This window comes from Serratia grimesii, assembly GCF_900186025.1.
GTDB lineage: Bacteria > Pseudomonadota > Gammaproteobacteria > Enterobacterales > Enterobacteriaceae > Serratia > Serratia grimesii.
The window spans coordinates 762,726-778,126 of the sequence record NZ_LT883155.1 but is presented as its reverse complement, the minus strand read 5'-3'; the positions used below and the strand labels follow the sequence as shown (position 1 = coordinate 778,126).

The window sequence follows — 15,401 nt, the reverse complement described above, 5'->3', positions numbered from 1 at the left end:
CAACCGCCCCCCTAAATAGGTATCTGACTGTGATCGTTTCATATCAGCGAACACTTCACTAGAATAGCGCGGTCAAATCATTCAAAGAGAATCCAGGAGCCGATTTATGAGCTTACACAACAAGTCCGAAAATCTGTATGCCCAGGCACAACAGGTAATCCCAGGCGGGGTTAACTCTCCGGTGCGTGCATTCAGCGGCGTTGGTGGTGTGCCACTGTTTATCGAGCGTGCAGACGGGGCTTACCTGTTCGACGTCGACGGCAAAGCCTATATCGACTACGTCGGTTCCTGGGGCCCAATGGTACTGGGGCACAACCACCCGGCGATCCGCAACGCAGTGATCGAAGCGGCACAGCGCGGCCTGAGTTTTGGCGCGCCTACCGAGATGGAAGTCAAAATGGCCGAGCTGGTCACCGAACTAGTGCCGACCATGGATATGGTGCGGATGGTGAACTCAGGCACCGAAGCCACCATGAGCGCAATCCGCTTGGCGCGTGGCTATACCAATCGCGATAAGATCATCAAATTTGAAGGCTGCTACCACGGTCACGCCGACTGCCTGCTGGTAAAAGCCGGCTCCGGCGCGCTGACGCTGGGCCAACCAAACTCACCGGGCGTACCGGCCGACTTTGCCAAACACACCCTGACCTGCACCTTTAACGATCTGGACTCGGTCCGTGCCGCATTTGAGCAGTACCCTTCCGAGATCGCCTGTATCATCGTAGAGCCGGTCGCCGGCAACATGAACTGTGTGCCACCTTTGCCGGAATTCCTGCCAGGCTTGCGCGAACTGTGTGACAAGTACGGTGCCCTGCTGATTATCGACGAAGTCATGACCGGCTTCCGCGTGGCGCTGGCAGGGGCACAGTCTTATTACGATGTAGAGCCTGATCTTACCTGCCTGGGTAAAATCATCGGTGGTGGCATGCCCGTTGGCGCGTTCGGCGGCCGTCGTGAAGTGATGGCAGCGCTGGCACCCACCGGTCCGGTCTATCAGGCAGGCACGCTGTCCGGTAACCCGATTGCGATGGCGGCAGGTTTTGCCTGCCTGACCGAAGTTTCGCAGGTTGGTGTCCACCAGACGCTGACAGAACTAACAGATATGCTGGCGGATGGCCTGCTTCATGCAGCTAAAGAAGAAAACATCTCGCTGGTGGTGAACCACGTTGGTGGCATGTTCGGCCTGTTCTTTACCGATGCACCGTCTGTCACCTGCTATCAGGATGTGATGCAATGCGATGTTGAGCGCTTCAAGCGTTTCTTCCATCTGATGCTGGATGAAGGGGTTTATCTGGCGCCTTCGGCCTTCGAGGCTGGCTTTATGTCCGTTGCGCACAGCAAAGAAGATATCCAACGCACCATCGACGCTGCACGCCGCAGCTTCGCCAAGCTGTAAACGTTGGTTATCCAATAAAAACGGGCGCTAAGCGCCCGTTTTTATTTCTATTGGCATAACAAAACACTGTCTTAGAGCAAGGTGCCGTAGATCGTCAATACCGCCACCACCACCACAATGATCATGGTCACCTTGCGCGCCAACGTTACCGCCGCACGTGGAGTCTGCACCGGATCCATATGGGGGTCACGCGCCAGTGAGAACTGTGCCAATCGCGTCAGCACCTGATACTGCGAAGAATGAAGATCGCCCAGCGACGCAAACCAGGCTGGCAGCGCTTTTTCACCATGTCCAAACAGCGCGTAAGCCACACCGGCCAGACGCACCGGGATCCAATCCAGCCAGTTCAATAGATGATCGATACCCGACTGTGAACGTTCCAGTGGGGTATTATGGCGCGCCAACCAGGTCTGGTAAGCACGCAGGAAGGAGTAGCCCGCCAGCGCAATCGGCCCGTAAGGCCCGCAGACCACGAACCAGAACAGCGGCGCCAGATAATAGCGGAAGTTAATCCACAGCAGCGCATTTTGCAGTTCACGCAAGCGCAGTTCTTCACTGCAATCCACTGGCAGTCCATGGATTAGCGCCAGCTCTTCCGCCATCTGATCACTGGCATGTACATCCCCTTGACGTGCTGCTTTCAGATAAGCACGGTAATGTTTGCGCTTAATGCCCGCGCCCACACACAGCAAATCAATAATAATCCACAGCAACAGCGTCACTACGCCGAAAAACAGCCCTTGAGCCAGCCACAGAATGCCCCCTACCACGACCATCCAGGCAAGAGTCATCAGTAACGTTTGTGCTAGCGAAAACCGATGTAACCGATGAAACACCACCTCCAGGCGGTGATCCAACTGCCAATGCTCCCCTAACTTGAACAAACGTTCCCACGCCAGAACCAGTAACAGCGTAAACAGCGTCATTAGCGACTCCTCTCCTTTTCCATTATTCCAAGCATAGCGTCATCGTGCTTGCCGGGTTGTTCCAGAGATGCCAGATATAAATCCCCGTCAAACACTGGGCTGGGACAATCCCACTGTGCCCGATGATGTGCGCCGTGGGCATCGGATAATGTATGATTAGCAGCGCAACCAACGTGCTGCTGTGGTACTTGTCACGGCAACAGAGTAGCATGTTCCCTCTACGAACTTACCGTCCATTTCGGAGTTTTCTATGCCGACACGCCGCTACAGTGCCGACAGTCGCCGCACCGAGCTTCTTGAACGAATTGAAAGCGATATCCCCTATGCCGTTGCCCAGGCGCTGCGTGAAGACCTGGGTGGTGAAGTCGATGCCGAACGCGATATTACCGCGCAATTATTACCGGCCGACACCCAGGCAGAAGCCACCGTTATCACCCGCGAGCCCGGCATCTTTTGTGGTAAGCGTTGGCTGAACGAAGTCTTTATCCAACTGGGTAACCAGGTAAAAGTCGAATGGTTAGTCGCGGACGGTGATAGCCTGGTGCCCAATCAACCGCTCTGCAAACTGGCAGGCCCGGCACGGGTGTTGCTGACCGGTGAGCGTACCGCGTTGAACTTTGTGCAGACACTTTCCGGCGTAGCGACCGAAGTCAGTCGCTATGTTGCGCTATTACAAGGCACACAAACCCGCCTGCTGGATACCCGAAAGACCCTCCCAGGGCTGCGGACCGCGTTGAAATATGCCGTGCTCTGTGGTGGTGGTAGCAATCACCGTTTGGGGTTATCCGACGCCTTCCTGATCAAGGAAAACCACATCATTGCCTCCGGCTCGATCAAAAAAGCGGTCGAAAAAGCATTCTGGATGCATGCTGATGTACCGGTTGAAGTAGAGGTTGAGTCGCTGGATGAATTACAACAAGCGTTGGATGCCGGTGCAGACATTGTCATGCTGGATAACTTCAGCGTAGAAATGATGCGTACCGCCGTGGCGCAAACTCAGGGCCGTGCACAACTGGAGGTTTCTGGCAACGTGACCAGTGAAACGTTACGCACCTTCGCGGAAACTGGCGTGGACTACATCTCTGTAGGTGCGCTTACCAAACACGTGACTGCCCTCGATCTGTCGATGCGCTTCAAATAATGCCTCCGCCTTCCCGTTGCGACGGGGAGGCGTTACCCCGCCAACATTGCGACGTACACCCCAACGTTGTTACCCCTGCTGCAAACACAACACGTTACGCTGGATGCACACCGTAAAACGCTCTTAAGCCCCTCGAAGCCCCTATCCCAAGTGGTTACCCTGCCTTCCACATTCATTGGGAGGCAACAACAGATGGAAACACAACGCGGTTTTACTTTGATCGAACTGATGGTCGTGATCGCCATTATTGCGATCCTTAGCGCCATCGGCATTCCTGCCTATCAGAGGTATATCCAAAAAGCAGCGATGACCGACATGCTGCAAACCATGACCCCGTATAAAATGGCCGTTGAATTATGTGTGCTCGACAATGGCGTACCCACCGCATGTAACGCTGGCAGCCAAGGCATCCCTACGGGCGGGACATCACGTTATGTCAGCGCAGTTCAGGTCAGCCAAGGTGTGATATCGCTGACCGGTACTCAAACGCTACAGGGACTGACAGTGGCATTGACCCCAACTCAAAATACCCAAGGTCTGACCCGCTGGACCCGCCAGTGCACCAGTGACAACACCAACCTGCAAGAGACCTGCCAAGAGGTCTTCCGTTTTGATACAACCAACACGACGCCAACACCATGAGTGTGACGATCAGCGATGAAATCCATGCACTGTGTCGACGCTATCAGGCGCTGGCACTCAGTGAAGATGAGTACTGTCTGAACGTCGCCCTGGCTGAAGAAGCGCCTCAGGCACTGCTATCAGCTCTGCGTTTCGCTACCGGTAAACGCATTCATCTGGAACAGTGGCCAACAGCCCGGCTGGAGCTGGAACTGAACCGCCGTCAAATACAGGGCAACCATCTCCAGCAAGCCCTTCAGGAACCAGAACCCGATGCGCCCTCACTAAATGACGAAAGTGACACACCCGTCGTGCAGTTCATTAATCAGACCTTGCGCATCGCTATTCAGCGGCGTGCCTCGGATATTCATGTCGAACCTTACCAGCAGACGCTGCGTATCCGGCTACGCATCGACGGCGTACTGCAAGCCATAGCTTCACCACCTTTTGCGCTTGCCGCACGCCTTACCGCCCGGCTGAAGATCATGGGGCAACTGGACATTGCTGAACGCCGCCTACCGCAAGATGGTCAGCTCAGCGTGCAGTTGGATAACGCGACATACTCAATGCGTATCGCCACCTTACCCACGCTGCATGGTGAAAAAGTCGTACTGCGGATCCTGCACACGGAGCGTCAGGAACTGCCGCTGGAACGGCTGGGTATGGATCAGACTGCGCTGGCACAGTTTGCCGCAGCGCTATCCTGCCCTCAGGGCATGATCCTGGTCACCGGCCCGACGGGTAGCGGTAAAACCGTTACTCTCTATAGTGGCCTCCGCCAGTTGAATGACGCACAGAGCAATTTATGCAGTGTTGAGGATCCTATTGAGATCCCACTGTTTGGCGTCAACCAAACGCAGATTAACGCCAAAACCGATCTGGATTTCTCCCGCGTTTTGCGCGCCTTACTGCGGCAAGATCCGGATATCATCATGATCGGTGAGATCCGCGATCGAGAAACCGCAGAAATCGCGGTTAAAGCTGCGCAAACCGGTCACCTGGTGCTTTCCACATTGCACACCAATTCCACCAGCGAAACGCTGACGCGCCTGACCCATATGGGTATTCCCGGATATCTGATTGCCGCCTGCCTGAAATTGGTGATTGCCCAACGATTGGTGCGCAAACTTTGCCTTCACTGCCGTTATCAACAAACCGAGGCGGTACGCTTTCCCACTGCGATTTGGCCTCTTCCTTTACAACCCTGGCAAGCCGATGGCTGTGAGCACTGTTTCAGCGGTTACTATGGCCGTATCGGGGTCTATGAGTTGTTGACTATCACACCAGAGGTGCAGACCGGTCTATTGCAAGGTGAAGCCCCTGACCAGTTAGCCGAAATTGCCCGTCAGCAGGGGCAGGCAACATTGATACAAGCCGGGTTAACGTTGGTTTCGCAAGGTGTTACCTCGCTGGAAGAGGTGTATCGCATTGTCGGCATCATTGCCGATACTGGAGAGGCTCCGTGAAAACCTTACGCCTTTTCCTCTGGCAGGCGATTGATTCCCAAGGCCAAATGATCCATGGGGAGTTGATTAGCCCCGAAAAGAACAAGGTCAGCCTATGGCTTATCGAACAGGGGCTGCAGCCCTACCAAATTAACAGCGGTAAGCGCATTACCTCCAGCCAGTGGCGCGGAGAACCTTTGATCCAATTCACCCGCCAGCTTGCCACCTTGCTACAGGCCGGGCTACCGCTGGTTAGCGGATTACAACTTCTGGCGGCAGAGCACTCCTCCCCCGCTTGGCGCTGTTTGTTACGCGAGCTCAGCGAGCTGGTGCGGCAAGGCCAGCCGTTTTCTGAAGCCATCGCCGGACAAACTGCCATATTCCCTTTGATCTACCGCCAGTTGATCGCCATTGGGGAACTAACCGGCCACCTGGATGAATGCTGTCTACAATTGGCTCAACAACAGGAAGCCCATCAAAAGCTGCAGAAGAAAGTGGTTAAGGCACTGCGGTATCCCTTGTTTATCTGTGCAGTGGCGCTGTTGGTAAGCATTCTGATGCTGGTCATGGTGTTGCCGGAGTTTGCCGGTATATACCAGTCATTCAATGCGCCACTGCCGTGGTTTACTCAAGGGCTGCTGAATCTTTCAGCCCTGTTGATCCAGAGCGGCCCTTGGCTAGCCGTCATACTGTTTTGTTCGATATTGGCTTATTTTCGTCGCCTACACCCACAACCACACTGGCGCAGGCGTGAACAGGCAGCACTGCTACGCCTGCCGTTGATTGCCCCTTTGATCAAAGGCGGTTGCCTAAGCCAAATATTCCGTATTCTGGCGATGACCCAGCAAGCCGGGTTAACACTAATCGAAGGGTTGAACGCAGCCGCACTGTCGGTAGATAACCTGTTTTACCGTCAGGCGATTGAGGCGGTGCAGAAACAGATTGCACAGGGGCACACTTTTCACAGTGCGTTGAAGCAACAAGCGCTGTTCCCTTCGTTATGTCAGCAATTGGTACGAGTAGGCGAAGAATCAGGGGCGTTAGATACGCTGCTGGGCAAACTTGCGCTGTGGCATGAGCAGCAAACCTTTGAACTGGCCGACACATTGGCACAAACGCTGGAACCCATATTGATGTTGGTGGTCGGTGGGATCGTCGGCACGCTGGTAATCGCGATGTATCTGCCGATTTTTCAGTTAGGGAATGTGTTGGGGTGAACCCGGAGACCAACATGGGCGCAGCACTGAACTACGCCCACCATTTGACTACGTGCAAGCAAGCCAGATTACTTGCTGCCGAATACGCGGTTTTCCTGTTCCGCTACGCGGATGAAGGTGGTACGTTTGGTCAGCTCTTTCAGACGTTCTGCACCAACATAAGTACAAGCAGAACGCAGGCCACCCAGGATGTCACGAACGGTAAATTCCACCTCACCACGCAAAGGCAGCTTAACGGTTTTTCCTTCAGCTGCTCGGTACTCAGCAACGCCACCAACGTGGCGTTTCATGGCAGACTCGGAGCTCATGCCGTAGAACAGCATGAATTTCTCACCGTTTTCTTCCACCACGGTCCCTTCGCACTCGTCATGACCTGCCAACATGCCACCCAACATGACAAAGTCCGCACCGCCACCGAAGGCTTTCGCAACATCACCCGGCACTGAACAACCGCCGTCGCTGACAATCTGACCACCAAGGCCATGTGCCGCATCTGCACACTCGATCACTGCAGACAGCTGCGGATAACCAACGCCAGTTTTCACTCGGGTGGTGCAAACCGAGCCAGGGCCAATACCGACTTTAACGATATCAGCACCAGACAGGATCAGTTCTTCAACCATTTCGCCAGTGACGACATTACCGGCGCAAATAACATGGTTTGGACAGGCCTCACGCGCTTTCTGCAAGAAGGCGACAAAATGCTCTGAGTAACCATTAGCCACATCGATACAGATAAACTTCAGCCCCGGCGACAAGGCCAAAATCTGCTGCATCTTCACAAAATCAGCGTCGGAGGTACCGGTTGAAACCATAACGTGGCGCAGCACTGAGGCTGGGACGCGTTGCACGAATGCGGCCCATTGCTCAACGGTATAGTGTTTGTGTACGGCAGTGAGAACGTCGAAGGAAGCCAGGGCCTCTGCCATGCTGAAGGTGCCGACTGAGTCCATGTTGGCGGCAATAATCGGCACACCGGACCAGCTCAAGCCAGAATGTTTGAAGGTAAACTGACGTTCCAGCTCAACCTCAGAACGGCTTTTCAGCGTAGAACGTTTAGGGCGGATCAGCACATCTTTAAAGCCTAACTTCAAATCTTCTTCAATACGCATGACTAATGATTTCCTGGTTTATGGCGACGGATCGCAGAGAGTATTCGAACCTATACCCTATAAATTTGAAGTGGCAGCCAACAACGCTGTAACTTGAAGAATGGCGGGTATAGATTAATGCCAGTTCCAGTGACGCTATCATACGCGCTAATAATCGCCGGACAAGACTGCGAATTCTCGATTATTTACGCTACAATCCGACAAATTTACCTGCGCAACCGCAGTGTGAGCTCCCGCTCATTTTCCTTTCTGGCTCCGTTTTTTTATCAGCGTACAACGCAAGCGACCGGACAAGCACCACCTGCTGACTTGCACTTCTGCGCGATCGCTTTATGATTCGTCTATTATTTTTTTATGAATACCAGGTGCATTTCCTACCATGGCCTACATTGTTGCGTTGACAGGAGGTATCGGCAGCGGTAAATCAACCGTAGCGGATACCTTTGCACGCCATGGCGTGACGGTGGTCGACGCTGACGTCATTGCCCGGCAAGTTGTTGGGCCTGGCACCCCGGCTCTGGCGGCCATCGCCGAACGTTTTGGTAATGAAATGTTGCAGCCTGACGGCACACTTAACCGTGCTGCGCTGCGTCAGCGTATCTTCAGTAACCCTGATGAAAAGCGCTGGCTGAACCAACTGCTGCATCCGCTGATTCATCAGGAAACCCAACGCCAACTGGCGCAAGTCACTAGTCCCTATGCACTTTGGGTCGTGCCACTGCTGGTGGAAAATAACCTGCAGGCGCGTGCTGACCGCGTGTTGGTGGTCGACGTTGACAGCGAAACTCAGTTGGCCAGAACCATTGCCCGCGACGGTATCAGCCGTCAGCAGGCACAGAACATACTGTCCGCACAGGTCACGCGTGAACAGCGTCTGGCCGTTGCTGATGACATAATTGATAATAGCGGCGCTGCTCAGGGGATAGAGCCATTAGTTGCCGCACTGCATCGCCGTTACCTTGAGCTGGCGGCATCAGCGACCCGACAGGATTAAACTGAATGAGTGATGTTTCCCCAAGCGTTCTTTTTGAACACCCGTTGAATGAAAAAATGCGCACCTGGTTGCGTATGGAGTTTTTACTGCAACAATTGCACGGTCAGCGCGCATTGAGTGAAACAGCCATCGCCCTGACGTTCTTCCGTACCATTGCCGATCTGCTGGACGTGCTGGAACGCGGCGAAGTGCGCACTGAGTTACTGAAAGAACTGGAGCGTCAGCAGCAAAAACTGCTGGCATGGGCCGATGTACCTGGCGTCGATATGTCGCTGGTAGAGCAGTTGCGCAACCAGTTAAAGCAATGTGCTGCGGCTCTGATGTCCGCCCCACGCCTCGGTCAATCGCTACGTGAAGACCGGCTGATTAGCCTGGTCCGTCAACGCCTGAGTATCCCTGGCGGTTGTTGCAGTTTTGACTTACCAACACTGCACATGTGGATGCATGCACCTCAGCAGGAACGCAATGACGACGTCAGCCAGTGGCTGCAAACGCTGGAACCGCTGAACCAAGCACTGACCATGGTGCTGGATCTTATCCGTCAGTCAGGGCCATTTCGCAATCAAATCAGTTTGAATGGCTTCTTCCAGGATAACGCTGAAGGTGCCGATCTGTTGCGCTTGCGCATCAACCTGGCTCACCAGCTTTACCCACAGATTTCCGGCCATAAGACTCGCTATGCGATCCGCTTCTTGCCACTGGACAGTGAGTTTGGCGTAGTGCCGGAACGATTAACCTTTGAGTTGGCCTGTTGTTAACCCAATGCAATAAAGACCTTTCACATGTTGAAAGGGTGTAAGGAACCGAATATGACGACCGTAGTGAAATGCCCAACCTGTGGCAAAGGCGTGGTATGGGGTGAAGTCAGCCCCTTCCGCCCATTTTGCAGCAAACGCTGTCAGCTAATTGATCTGGGCGAATGGGCTGATGAAGAGAAACGTATTCCCAGCAGCAGTGATCTGTCAGAAAGCGAAGACTGGAGCGAGGCAGACGATCGCTGATCGTACTGCTTACCGGCCTGATATTTACCAGGCCGGTCGCTTTACTGCGCGGCGTTAGCCTGCGCCACCAACAGTTTAATAATGCTGACATTGGCCTCTGGGAACTCATCTTCCCGTAAATCCGCCTGCTTCACCCAACGCATTGGCTGTCCTTCACGGCCAAACGGCTCGCCCGTCCAGCCCTCCACCAAATAAAAATTCAACGTCACGATACGATCGGTAAAGTGGTGCTCAAATACTTCCAGCAGCTCTGCACGCTCGGTTTCAATACCCGTTTCCTCCAGCAGTTCACGGTTAAGCGCCTGTTCTGCCGTCTCACCCTGCTCAATCTTACCGCCTGGAAACTCCCAAAAACCGGCCATATGTGAATCGGCCGCTCGCCGGGTAATAAAGATTTCCTGCTGGGCGTTACGAATGATGCCGACAGCAATGTTCAGGTGTTTCATCGCATTCTCCTGATTGATTCGTCGGGGCACGCAGTTCGCCCCAAAAAAACAGGGGTTCAGCATGCTGAACCCCTGGGCTTTATTGGTTATACACTGCCGGGCTTACTTCTGCAGACGGCCGTGACACTGCTTGTATTTTTTACCGGAACCGCAAGGGCAAGGATCGTTACGGCCAACTTTGCGTTCTGCGCTCGCCGGAGCATCAGGATCTTCGGTAACAAGCGCGTTTTCTTCGTAGTGGCTCAACTGTTGCTGTTTCGCCAGGCGCTCAGCTTCTTCGCGGCGTTGCTGTTCCAGTGCTTCAACCTCTTCCGGCATCCGCACCTGCACTTTGCTCAGCACGCTGATCACTTCATGTTTCAGTGATTCAAGCATGGTCGCAAACATGTTGAAAGACTCACGTTTGTATTCCTGCTTAGGATCTTTTTGCGCATAACCACGCAGGTGGATACCTTGACGCAAGTAGTCCATGGCCGCAAGATGCTCTTTCCACAGTGAATCCAGCGTCTGCAGCATCACGCCTTTTTCAAAGTTGCGCATCATCTCGGCGCCAACAACTTCTTCTTTACGTTTGTACTCTTCTTTAGCTGTTTCCAGAATACGCTCACGCAGCGTTTCTTCGTGCAATTCTGGTTCTTTGTCCAACCATTCAGCAATTGGCATATCCAGATCGAAGTCGTTCTTCAGGCGCTCAGTCAGCCCCTGAATATCCCACTCTTCTTCCAGAGACTCCGGTTGAATGTAGGCATCGATAGTGGTTTTGAATACGTCTTCACGGATGCTGCTGATGGTTTCGCTAACGTCAGACACGTCCAGCAGCTCGTTACGCTGGCTGTAGATAGCACGCCGCTGATCGTTGGCTACATCATCGTATTCCAGCAACTGTTTACGGATATCAAAGTTACGGCTTTCCACTTTACGCTGTGCGTTGGCAATGGCTTTGGTGACCCATGGGTGCTCAATGGCCTCACCTTCTTTCATACCCAGTTTACGCATCATGCTGGAAACGCGATCAGAGGCGAAAATACGCATCAGGGCATCTTCCATCGACAGGTAGAAGCGGGATGAACCGGCATCACCCTGACGACCAGAACGGCCGCGCAGCTGGTTATCGATACGGCGAGATTCATGACGCTCGGTACCAATAATGTGCAGGCCACCTGCGGCTAACACTGCGTCATGGCGAACTTTCCAGGCATCTTTAATTGCAGCAATCTGTTCTTCAGTTGGATCTTCCAACTGAGCAATCTCTGCCTGCCAGCTGCCACCCAATACGATATCGGTACCACGGCCCGCCATGTTGGTGGCAATAGTAACCGCAGAGGTCTGACCGGCTTGCGCAACAATATCCGCTTCCATGGCGTGGAACTTGGCGTTCAATACCTTATGGGCAATGCCAGCCTTCTCGAGCTCACGCGAAACAACTTCAGATTTCTCGATTGAGATCGTACCAACCAGCACGGGTTGGCCGTTAGCGGTACGTTCACGAATGTCTTCGATGATAGCGCCAATCTTCTCCTGTTCAGTCATGTAGACCAGATCAGGCATATCTTTACGCAGCATTGGGCGGTTAGTTGGCACCACAATGGTGTCCAGCTTGTAGATAGAGCTAAATTCAAACGCTTCGGTATCCGCAGTACCGGTCATCCCCGCCAACTTCTCGTACAAACGGAAGTAGTTCTGGAAGGTGATCGATGCCAGCGTTTGGTTCTCGTTCTGGATTTCCACGCCTTCTTTGGCTTCTACTGCCTGATGCAGACCATCAGACCAGCGACGACCATGCATGGTACGGCCGGTGTGTTCGTCAACGATGATAACTTCACCGTCTTTGACGATGTAGTCAACGTCACGGGTGAACAGTACGTGGGCACGCAACGCCGCAGTTACGTGGTGCATCAGCATGATATTGGTCGGTGAGTACAGTGACTCCCCTTCCTCCATGATGCCGGCGTCCATCAGCATTTCTTCGATCAAGATCAGACCGCGTTCAGTCAGGTGTACCTGACGCGCTTTCTCGTCAACCGAGAAGTGGCCTTCACCCTGGAAAGTATCTGAGTCTTCTTTTTCCTGACGAATCAGTTTAGGAATCAGTTTGTTAACCTTGATATACATCTCAGAGCTGTCTTCCGCCGGGCCCGAGATAATCAAAGGAGTACGCGCTTCATCGATCAGAATGGAGTCAACCTCATCCACCAACGCATAGTGCAACTTGCGCTGAACGCGTTCTTCGGGACTGAATGCCATGTTGTCGCGCAGGTAGTCAAAACCGTATTCGTTGTTGGTACCGTAGGTAATGTCTGCGGCATAGGCTTCACGCTTAGCCGGTGCAGGCATACCTGGCAGGTTAATACCGATGCTCAGACCGAGGAACTCGAACAGTGGGCGGTTGTTTTCGGCGTCACGCTGTGCCAGATAGTCGTTCACGGTAACCACGTGCACACCGCGGCCGCTCAAGGCGTTCAGGTAAGCCGGCAAGGTTGCGGTCAGGGTTTTACCTTCACCAGTACGCATCTCTGCAATGCAGCGATCATTCAGAACCATACCGCCCAACAGCTGCACGTCAAAGTGACGCATGCCGAATACGCGCTTACTTGCCTCACGCACCACGGCGAAGGCTTCCGGCAACAGGTTTTCCAGCACTTCGCCCTTTTCCAGGCGCGCGCGGAACTCATTGGTCTTGGCTTTCAGTTCGTCATCGGATAGCTTTTCCATGTCCGGTTCCATCTGATTGATCAGCTCAACCGATTTGCGCATGCGGCGCAGCGTACGATCGTTACGGCTACCAAAAACTTTGGTCAATAATTTCACTAACATGATGTTTGATATCTCTGTCATGACAGCCAACACAGGCCGTCAATTTGCTGTTATTTTTAGGTTTTTTTGTCGCCCGATGGGCAAAAATCAGCTTACGATAGTTGGCCCGGCGCGGATGCCCTGCACCTGTGCGAGCCACAACCCAGTCTGATGTTGTGCAAAGGCAGGCAGTACGGCATGGTGGGTATCACGAATGATGGTCGGCGGCTTCGGCTCATGCGTCAGCAGCGCGTTAAGAGTTGAAAGTAGCGCCAGTTGCGCCACCTGCAATGGGGGTTCAGCCACTTCCGCTTCGTTTTCCTGCACTCGCGCATAGACTGCCTGCGGTGCAAGAGCAAAAGAAAGGTGACGAATGACGGTGCGAAGCGCATGCTGGTGCCAGTAATCGACACTGAAGGTCGGGCGGCGATGCGCTTCCTGCAACAACGCCAGGCTATTAAAGGCGTTACTGGCGGAATTTTGCCGGTTCAGGCTAGAGGAAGTGCTCGGCAGAGCGGCTTGATCAGGGCTGCCTGCCAGATTTGTAGGTACGCCAAGCGTGGCCGCAACCATCCCTAACAGGAGATGGGGCCAGAAATAACGTCTGCCAAATTGTCGCCAACGATTTAGAATACCGATCACGAGTTTATTATCCGCCGGAGCCCATTATGCGCGATAGCCGTCCACAATTATTAGATTCCCTGTTCGACGACGCGTCTGCAGAAGACAAAGGGCCGCTGCATAACGTCCAGCAACGCGCAGTGGCGCTGCTTAAGCTTAACCGTGCAGTGAAAGGCCTATTGCCGGTTCAACTGCATCCTTGGTGCCGCGTCGCGAATTTCCGACAGGGTATTTTAGTGCTAGAAACGGCAAATGCCAGCTGGATGATGCGCCTACGCTACGAACAACCGGCTTTATTATCTGCACTACGAGCGCAAATTCTACCATCATTGTCGTCGATCGACATCAGGATTAATCCGGCCTTGATGGCAAAAGGGAGCAACCTTGTGCAGAACACCGCAAAAACGGCAGGAAATACGCAGCCGAGCGCACCGATGCGTCATCTGAGCCAGGAAAGTGCTGAAGAATTAAGGGGATTGGCGAGCAGAAGTCCAGAAAAACTGCGCAAGATATTGGAACGACTGGCGTCGCTGGCCGGAGAGAGTGCCAACGCTACCAGTCGTGATAAGTAATCAGCGGTATTTACCCTTCATACCTCCGGCCGTATCTTTTTGTTAACGTGCTACACTCACCCCAATCACTGATTTCTGTAAGTTCTTGGGGATTTACTGCGTTGCCGTCAAGACACGACCCGAATTAATCGAGTATGGGCTTATGCCAATACGGTGGACGGTGCTTTGAATGCCAGTGGCATTTCTGCTTCGTCCTGGAAGGTGACGTATTCCCACGCTTCCTGTTTTGCCAATACTGCTTGCAGCAGTTTGTTGTTCAGCGCATGGCCAGACTTGTACGCGGTAAACGCGCCAATGATATTGTGGCCGCACATGAACAGATCGCCGATAGCATCCAGCATTTTGTGACGAACAAATTCGTCTTCAAAACGCAGGCCATCTTCGTTCAGAACGCGATAGTCATCTACCACGATGGCGCAGTCAAAGCTGCCACCTAACGCCAAACCACGTGACTGTAAATACTCGATGTCACGCATGAAACCGAAGGTACGCGCACGGCTGATTTGACGCACGAACGAGTCGGCAGAGAAATCCAGGCGGTAGCGTTGCGTACTGGCGTCGATCGCCGGGTGGTTGAAGTCGATGGTGAAGTCCAGGCGGAACCCGTTATGCGGGGACAGCTCGGCCCACTTGTCGCCATCTTCAACACGCACGGTGTCTTTCAGACGCAGGAATTTCTTCGCAGAGTTCAGTTCTTCGATGCCGGCATCCAGCAACAAGAAGACGAACGGGCTAGCACTACCGTCCATGATTGGGATCTCGGCGGCGTCAACTTCGATAACGATGTTGTCGATGCCCAACCCAGCCAGCGCGGCATTAAGATGCTCAACGGTAGAAATACGCACGTCATGCTCATTCACCAGGCAAGTACAGAGCATGGTATCACGCACGGATTTTGCATCAGCCGGAAAATCAACCGGTGGATTCAAGTCAGTGCGACGATAGATGACCCCGGTATTAGCCGCCGCGGGGCGCATTGTCAGCGTGACTTTCTTGCCGGTATGCAAACCGACACCTGTCGCCTGAACAATACGTTTTAATGTCCTTTGTTTGATCATCGTTTTATCTCGCAATGTTATCAATCCTACCGACCAAGCATACAGCATGGCCGGCGGG

At 53.5% G+C, this 15,401-nt stretch carries 15 protein-coding genes; 9 read left to right on the top strand and 6 right to left on the bottom strand.

Features of this window, described 5'->3' with window-relative positions:
- Positions 1–106 precede the first annotated feature (106 nt).
- Positions 107–1,396: a glutamate-1-semialdehyde 2,1-aminomutase gene (hemL, locus tag SGBXF1_RS03595; RefSeq protein WP_186427832.1), complete on the top strand. Its 1,290-nt coding sequence runs from the start codon at positions 107–109 to the stop codon at positions 1,394–1,396.
- A 71-nt stretch (positions 1,397–1,467) separates the two neighbouring features.
- Here the strand turns inward: hemL and ampE are convergent, their stop codons facing one another.
- Positions 1,468–2,322 (bottom strand): beta-lactamase regulator AmpE, encoded by an 855-nt coding sequence (ampE, locus tag SGBXF1_RS03590; protein ID WP_037425630.1) that lies wholly within the window; start codon positions 2,320–2,322, stop codon positions 1,468–1,470.
- A 250-nt stretch (positions 2,323–2,572) separates the two neighbouring features.
- Here ampE and nadC point away from each other — a divergent pair, with 250 nt between their 5' ends.
- The 4 genes from nadC (at position 2,573) to hofC (ending at position 6,746) form a co-directional block, all read left to right on the top strand.
- Positions 2,573–3,463, top strand: coding sequence for a carboxylating nicotinate-nucleotide diphosphorylase (nadC, locus tag SGBXF1_RS03585; RefSeq protein ID WP_061807344.1), 891 nt, complete (start codon positions 2,573–2,575; stop codon positions 3,461–3,463).
- Between the two features lie 192 nt (positions 3,464–3,655).
- Positions 3,656–4,105, top strand: a complete 450-nt coding sequence (ppdD, locus tag SGBXF1_RS03580) for a prepilin peptidase-dependent pilin (RefSeq protein ID WP_186427831.1) — start codon at positions 3,656–3,658, stop codon at positions 4,103–4,105.
- A complete protein-coding gene (gene gspE / locus SGBXF1_RS03575; RefSeq protein WP_186427830.1) occupies positions 4,102–5,550 on the top strand; it encodes a type II secretion system protein GspE in 1,449 nt (482 codons plus the stop codon). The genes ppdD and gspE overlap by 4 nt, the downstream gene beginning before the upstream one ends.
- Positions 5,547–6,746, top strand: a complete 1,200-nt coding sequence (hofC, locus tag SGBXF1_RS03570; protein WP_186427829.1) for a protein transport protein HofC — start codon at positions 5,547–5,549, stop codon at positions 6,744–6,746. The genes gspE and hofC overlap by 4 nt, the downstream gene beginning before the upstream one ends.
- A gap of 68 nt (positions 6,747–6,814) precedes the next feature.
- Here the strand turns inward: hofC and SGBXF1_RS03565 are convergent, their stop codons facing one another.
- Positions 6,815–7,858, bottom strand: a complete 1,044-nt coding sequence (locus SGBXF1_RS03565; protein ID WP_037426081.1) for a GMP reductase — start codon at positions 7,856–7,858, stop codon at positions 6,815–6,817.
- Positions 7,859–8,237: 379 nt separating this feature from the next.
- Here SGBXF1_RS03565 and coaE point away from each other — a divergent pair, with 379 nt between their 5' ends.
- Genes coaE through yacG form a run of 3 tightly spaced genes read left to right on the top strand, consistent with a single transcriptional unit; the run spans position 8,238 to position 9,853 of the window.
- Positions 8,238–8,852 (top strand): dephospho-CoA kinase, encoded by a 615-nt coding sequence (gene coaE / locus SGBXF1_RS03560; protein WP_186427828.1) that lies wholly within the window; start codon positions 8,238–8,240, stop codon positions 8,850–8,852.
- A 5-nt stretch (positions 8,853–8,857) separates the two neighbouring features.
- Entirely contained in the window at positions 8,858–9,610 is a 753-nt protein-coding gene (gene zapD, locus SGBXF1_RS03555) for a cell division protein ZapD (RefSeq protein WP_061807348.1), read from the top strand.
- Between the two features lie 51 nt (positions 9,611–9,661).
- On the top strand, positions 9,662–9,853 hold the full coding sequence (yacG, locus tag SGBXF1_RS03550) for a DNA gyrase inhibitor YacG (RefSeq protein WP_037426075.1): 192 nt from the start codon (positions 9,662–9,664) through the stop codon (positions 9,851–9,853).
- Between the two features lie 41 nt (positions 9,854–9,894).
- On the opposite strand, the gene mutT is transcribed toward yacG, so the two are convergent.
- From mutT to secM, 3 genes are all read right to left on the bottom strand, one after another.
- A complete protein-coding gene (mutT, locus tag SGBXF1_RS03545) occupies positions 9,895–10,299 on the bottom strand; it encodes an 8-oxo-dGTP diphosphatase MutT (RefSeq protein WP_186427827.1) in 405 nt (134 codons plus the stop codon).
- A gap of 102 nt (positions 10,300–10,401) precedes the next feature.
- Entirely contained in the window at positions 10,402–13,113 is a 2,712-nt protein-coding gene (gene secA / locus SGBXF1_RS03540) for a preprotein translocase subunit SecA (protein WP_037426069.1), read from the bottom strand.
- A gap of 87 nt (positions 13,114–13,200) precedes the next feature.
- Entirely contained in the window at positions 13,201–13,734 is a 534-nt protein-coding gene (gene secM / locus SGBXF1_RS03535; RefSeq protein WP_130382430.1) for a secA translation cis-regulator SecM, read from the bottom strand.
- Between the two features lie 26 nt (positions 13,735–13,760).
- Between secM and SGBXF1_RS03530 the strand changes: the two genes are divergently transcribed.
- Positions 13,761–14,285 (top strand): DUF721 domain-containing protein, encoded by a 525-nt coding sequence (locus SGBXF1_RS03530; protein WP_037426063.1) that lies wholly within the window; start codon positions 13,761–13,763, stop codon positions 14,283–14,285.
- A gap of 140 nt (positions 14,286–14,425) precedes the next feature.
- On the opposite strand, the gene lpxC is transcribed toward SGBXF1_RS03530, so the two are convergent.
- On the bottom strand, positions 14,426–15,343 hold the full coding sequence (gene lpxC, locus SGBXF1_RS03525; RefSeq protein ID WP_037426060.1) for a UDP-3-O-acyl-N-acetylglucosamine deacetylase: 918 nt from the start codon (positions 15,341–15,343) through the stop codon (positions 14,426–14,428).
- Positions 15,344–15,401: the final 58 nt, after the last annotated feature.